This is a genomic window from Streptomyces sp. NPDC032161 (assembly GCF_040636995.1).
Taxonomy (GTDB): Bacteria; Actinomycetota; Actinomycetes; order Streptomycetales; family Streptomycetaceae; genus Streptomyces.
In genome coordinates, this window is record NZ_JBEZVN010000086.1 from 1 (window position 1) to 5,204 (window position 5,204).

Below are 5,204 nucleotides of genomic sequence, written 5' to 3' on the forward strand. Positions count from 1 at the left end.
GGTCCGGTTCGCCCCTCCGCTGGTGGCGACCGAGGACGAGATCGATCTGCTCGTGGACGCCCTCGCAGGCGTGCTCGGTGACGCTCGGAGCTGACCACGCGTCCGCCCGGCCCGCTGCATGGGGGCGTGGGGTCCCCCACGCAGCGGGTCGGGCACGGTGTCGCGCCCCGCGCGCCCGCCGCGATGTTCTGGGCTGACATCCAGGGCGGACGTCCGGGACGGCTCGTGCGCCGTTCCGCTTCCGCCCCGTACGGTCTCCTGTGCCCGTTCCGGTCTCGTACGGCGGCCTGATGTAACGGATGTTTCAGTGCGCGCCCAGTCTTGGTAGCCTTGAAAAATGGAGACGATACCGGGTGGTCACGCATCGGTTCGGAAGCTGCTGCTCTCCGCCATGGACGGCCTGAGCAATGGTGAACGCAAGGTCGCCCGGGCGGTGTTGGCCCAGTACCCCACGGCCGGCCTCACCACCGTCGCGGATCTGGCGGCCGGTGCGGGGGTCAGTTCGGCGACGGTGGTCCGGTTCGTCACCCGGCTCGGCTTCGCCGGATTCCCGGCCTTCCAGCGTTGCCTGGTCCACGAGTTGAACGGGGAGTCGGGCTCCCCGCTGAAGCAGTACGCCGAGAAGACCTCGACCTCCGCGAAGGGCGTGCTTCCGGAAACGCACCACGCCTTCGCACAGTTGCTGGACGCCACCTATGCGGAGCTGCCGGAGTCGGAGTTCGCCACCCTCGTCAAGCTCCTCAGCGACCCGGCGCGAAGTGTACGGGTGGCCGGGGGCCGGTTCAGCCGGTTGCTGGCCGAGTACCTGGTCATCCATCTGTGGCAGCTGCGCGAGGACGTCGACGTGGTCGGCCAGGAGGAGATGGAGCGGCGCAGGGCGCTCGCCGACGCGGACGCCAACACGGTCCTCCTCGTCCTCGACTACCGCCGCTACAGCGAGTCCAGCCTCCGTTTCAGCGAGGGGATGGCGGCCCGGGGCGCCACCGTGTGCCTGATGACGGACAACTGGCTCTCTCCCATCGCCAAGCTGGCCAAGGTGGTCCTCCCCGCACGGGTGGAGTCCGCCTCGCCGTTCGACTCCCTCGTGGCCGCGATGGCACTGAGCGAGAGCCTGGTGGCCGCGGTGACGGACGCCGCGGGACGCGCGGGCCGGGAGCGGATGGAACGCTTCGAGGCGGCCACGGAGCACGCCTGAACGCACGGCCCGGACTTCCCGTCCAGGGCCGTGCGTTCCCTGTTCCCAGGACCCCAACTCGCCGTCCAGGGCAGCGCGTTCCCCGCTGTCGGCCCCGTACTCCGCGAAGTCGCCCGGCTCCGCGAGCGGCCCGGGGCCGACCCCGCGAAGCAGCGGTGGCCGGCCCCGGGCCCCCGCCCGCACGGCCCACCGGACGGGCAGTCGAAGGGGACGAACGTGGTGACCCGAGTGCCGTTCAAGAACCTGGCCGAGGCGGAGCGCCTCGCCAAGCGCAAACTGCCCAAGGCCGTCTGGCTGGCCGTGAAGGCCGGCATCGAACAGGGCTGAACCCTGGACGAGAACCTGCGGGCCTTCAGCGGACTGGGCTTCTCGCCGACCGTCTTCGACCGCCCGACCTCCTTCGACCTGCGCCTTGGCGCCGGCCCGGCGCGCGGCCTCGACCCGGGCCTCGATCTGGTCGGGGCGGCACCGACGGCGCCGGCCAGATGGGGGCGGCGTTCGGTCCAGTCCAGGCATGATCGTACCGACGGTCGGCGCGTGCCGGTCGGGACGGTGATGCCGAGATCTTCGAGCAGAGCCAGGCCGCTCCGGCGCTGGTGAGCCCGAGTCCATGCTCCAGGTCCAGCAGCCTTCGGTCGAGCATCGCATCGGTGATCGCGACCCCGACGGTCCCGGCGAGGTGGTCGTAGCAGGTGCGGGCGTGGGCGAGGGCCTGTCGGCGGCCAGCCGCCGACAGAGAACGGGGTGCTGGGGTGCGCTCGGGTGCCATGGAGGCGAGGCTCCCGATCAGCTCGGCTACGTGCGGACCGGCCAGACGCACATGGCGGTGGCGGCCCTGCCCTTCCTCAGCCAGCAGGTTTCCGCGGACGAGCGAGTGCAAGTGCTCCGTCGTGGTCGAGGGCGCCCCCTCACATGACGTGCCAATTCCGTCGCTGTCCAAGCCCGGCCGTCAAGCAGGGCTGGACAGAAGATGCCCGCGTACCACCGGCCAGAAGCTTCGCCACGGTAGCCAGATCGGGACCGGCTACATGTGCGCGCTGCATGCCCATGCGGTCCATCGGCCCCTGTGACACTTCGGCCCCGGCCGAAACAACCGGACCCTAGGCTGCTCACCATGAACACGGCACCTCCCAGCACCCTGCCCGCACAGACAGTCGCCACCCACCTGGAGATCGAGCCGAGCATCCTGTACTTCGGGACGCCAGTGGTGCTCCTGTCGACAGAGAATCAGGACGGCTCGTTCAACCTTGCCCCGATATCATCTGCATGGGCCCTCGGGCAGACGGTTGTGATCGGACTGGGCCGTGAGGGGCAGACGGCGTACAACCTCGGCAGCCGCCCCGACCTGGTCATCAGCCTGCCGACCCCCGCCCAGTGGCGGGCCGTGGAGCGGTTGGCGCCACTGACCGGCCGGAATCCAGTGCCCTCTGGCAAGCCCAAGGGCTGCCGCTTCGAGCCGGACAAGTTCGCCGCAGCAGGCATGACCAGCGAGCCCTCCCATCTGGTGCGGCCGCCTCGCGTCGCCGGATGCCCGATCCAATTGGAGGCCCGTGCCGAGCGGGTGCAGCCGGATGTCTCCGGGGACTTCGTCATCGTCGAGGCCGTCGTGTGCAAGGTGCACGCCGACTCCCGCATCGTCGTTCCGGGCACCGACCACATCGACCCCGCCGCCTGGAGCCCCCTCATTTACAACTTCCGCCACTACTTCGGACTCGGTCCGGAACTCGGCCACTCCTACCGCACCCAGACACCCCGCAATGTCGGGGGCCTGCCGCAGAGCCTGCACTCGCCGACATAGCCCCCAACTGAGATCAGGCTGCCTCGCCGAAGCCAGCGGCCGCCGGGTCCTGGTCCCGCAGCGGGGTGAAGTCGACGTCGAGCTTCGGGTCGTACGCCACTGGCTGGATGCCGAGCTCGTGCGTGGAGTCCTCGCCGAACCGGTTGATGTGCTCGGTCAGGTGGGCGAGATGTGGGCCAGGTCCTCCGGGGGGACTGGAGGCGGTCAGGGAGTGCTCTGCGAAGCGACAGCCCGATCGCAGACGAGTTGCATGAGTTCCTGGGCCCGCTGCAGGAAGTCGAGCCTGTAGGGGCCGTCGCCGATCGGGCCGTAGTTCATGTCGATGAGGACCGCTCCCACTCGGGCCCGGATCTCGACGTGATCGCCGTTCCAGTCGCTTGTGCCATTGGTGATGGTGTAGCTGGTCGCGAAGCTCTCATCACCACACCTCGGCATCGCGATACGCGTCTCTTCCGGATCGCTGGTTTGGACACCCTTCAACTCCTCCGCGTACCCATCGATCACCGTTCGGACATCTCGGCACGCGGTCACGCGGTAGGTCACCGTGAGGTGACCCGAGTTCTTTTCCGGGTTCTCATAGTTCGCAGTTCCCCTGTTACACCCCGTGTCCCCTTCGGCGGGGAACCCGTTGCGCGCACTGCTGACTGCCCAGCCTGACGGCATGTCCTCCAGTCCAGGCACCACGTCCTTTGTCTCGGCCACAGTCAGCGCACGAGGTGTAGTGTTCCTCTCCTTGCTGCCGCTGCTCGACGCCGAACCATCGTTCTTGCCGGCTGTCGCGGATGCGGAGCCATGGCCGCTGTCCGTAGAGTCATCAGAACCAAGGATCCGGCTCCCGCCGTACACAGCGAGGACGATCACGGCGAGGACCACCAGCACGGCCAGCACGAGCGCCACCATGCCGGCCGCTGACGTCGGCTTCCTGAAGTTGGTCGTCCCGCTGCCGACCAGGATCGGGTTGTCGCCGCGCATCCGGCTGCGATCGATGACCACACCGCCGGCCGCATACGGCGCGCTCAGGTGCACCGTCAGCGCGTGTCGCAGCCGGGGATCGGTCTCGATCTCCTCGGCGAGAACCGCCGATGCTCCGGCCTGCGCCTCAGGGGACGCCCCGGTCTCCTCAAGACCCGCCAGTGCGGCCCGACCGCGATCCGAGGCTCCCAGCCGGTCTCGGACGACCTGCGCGACAGCGGCCCCGGCCTGCTCGCCCACTCCGGTTGCTGTCCCTGTGATCACAGCCGCCAGGACCCCGACAGCGGCCGCGGCGAGTTCACCCGCTCCCATGACACCCCCGAATCACACGGACACCAGGCAACCACCCCCGTTCCCGCATCATGTCAGCGAGACACCGGAATCCGTCCAAACTTTTCGCTGATGGCTGGAAGTTCGCGCCGACACCCGCGGCGCGGCTGGCTGGCTGGCAGGCAGGCTGAGGGCAGCATTGCCCGCGTCCTCGCTGGTGACAGAACGGCTACCGAATGAGCACTTGTGACAGTTGAATGCCTCGTTTGTGACAACCAGGCTGCCTCAACCAGTCCTATTCGCCGGCTCATCCAGCTTCGTCGGTGACAACTCCTGAGCTTCGGCTCGCATATTCGGCGGGCCGTCGTACGGCGCTCTGGCGGCGGCCCGCTCCCGAATCCGCACCAAGAACCGAAGTGACCGCTCCCCTGGCCGCCCCGGCGCACCGCGCCGCCCGCTCACTCCGCGTGTCCGGGCGAAGGGGATGGACGTCGGCGCAGTCGCGGCGACCCTCCAGGAAGCACGGTCCGACGCGTGGCAGGCATCCCGGGCACGACCACCTACACCCGCGCCCAGCTCCTGGCCGTCCGCGCCGGATGATCGCACCCGCGCCGCACCCCGCAGCGCGGCAACGGCCGCACCCCGCCGGGCCCGGACGGGGCATAACACCGGGACTCCATCCGCCGCACCGTCCCTCACGCTGACCCGGCGCCGAGGTCCCCCTGCCCTGACCCTGTTACGCGCAGGCGGCCGGGTTCTGCGTCCGGCCGCCGGCCTGGTCCGGGAGTCGCACACGCAGCGAGCCCGGTCGCCTGAGGCGAGCCGGTCCGGGTCCAAGGCCACTCCGCTGCTGCCGGTCAGGCGGCGCCGGTCGTGCAGGGCTGGCCATCCGTGAGGTGGCGGGCGGCTGGGGCAACCAGATGTGGCGCCTCGGGGACGAGTTGGCCGTGCGCATGCAGCGCATGGACC

The 5,204-nt window shown here is 69.6% G+C and carries 4 protein-coding genes and 1 pseudogene; 3 read left to right on the forward strand and 2 right to left on the reverse strand.

Going from position 1 to position 5,204, the window contains the following annotated elements:
- Positions 1 to 337 precede the first annotated feature (337 nt).
- Entirely contained in the window at positions 338 to 1,195 is an 858-nt protein-coding gene (locus tag AB0E67_RS35995; protein ID WP_362035016.1) for a MurR/RpiR family transcriptional regulator, read from the forward strand.
- A 30-nt stretch (positions 1,196 to 1,225) separates the two neighbouring features.
- Positions 1,226 to 1,522 (forward strand): hypothetical protein, encoded by a 297-nt coding sequence (locus AB0E67_RS36000; RefSeq protein WP_362035022.1) that lies wholly within the window; start codon positions 1,226 to 1,228, stop codon positions 1,520 to 1,522.
- 134 nt (positions 1,523 to 1,656) lie between these two features.
- Here the strand turns inward: AB0E67_RS36000 and AB0E67_RS36005 are convergent.
- Positions 1,657 to 2,253 (reverse strand): annotated as a pseudogene (locus AB0E67_RS36005) (helix-turn-helix domain-containing protein); the annotation flags it as partial.
- Between the two features lie 56 nt (positions 2,254 to 2,309).
- Between AB0E67_RS36005 and AB0E67_RS36010 the strand changes: the two are divergent.
- Positions 2,310 to 2,993 (forward strand): flavin reductase family protein, encoded by a 684-nt coding sequence (locus AB0E67_RS36010; protein ID WP_362035018.1) that lies wholly within the window; start codon positions 2,310 to 2,312, stop codon positions 2,991 to 2,993.
- Between the two features lie 204 nt (positions 2,994 to 3,197).
- Here AB0E67_RS36010 and AB0E67_RS36015 read toward each other — a convergent pair whose 3' ends face one another.
- Positions 3,198 to 4,205, reverse strand: a complete 1,008-nt coding sequence (locus AB0E67_RS36015; RefSeq protein ID WP_362035020.1) for a hypothetical protein — start codon at positions 4,203 to 4,205, stop codon at positions 3,198 to 3,200.
- Positions 4,206 to 5,204: the final 999 nt, after the last annotated feature.

Excerpts from the sequence above, each read along its gene's own strand:
- AB0E67_RS36010 (WP_362035018.1), top strand. The coding sequence starts at position 2,310 with ATGAACACGGCACCTCCCAGCACCCTGCCCGCACAGACAGTCGCCACC.
- AB0E67_RS35995 (WP_362035016.1), top strand. The coding sequence starts at position 338 with ATGGAGACGATACCGGGTGGTCACGCATCGGTTCGGAAGCTGCTGCTC.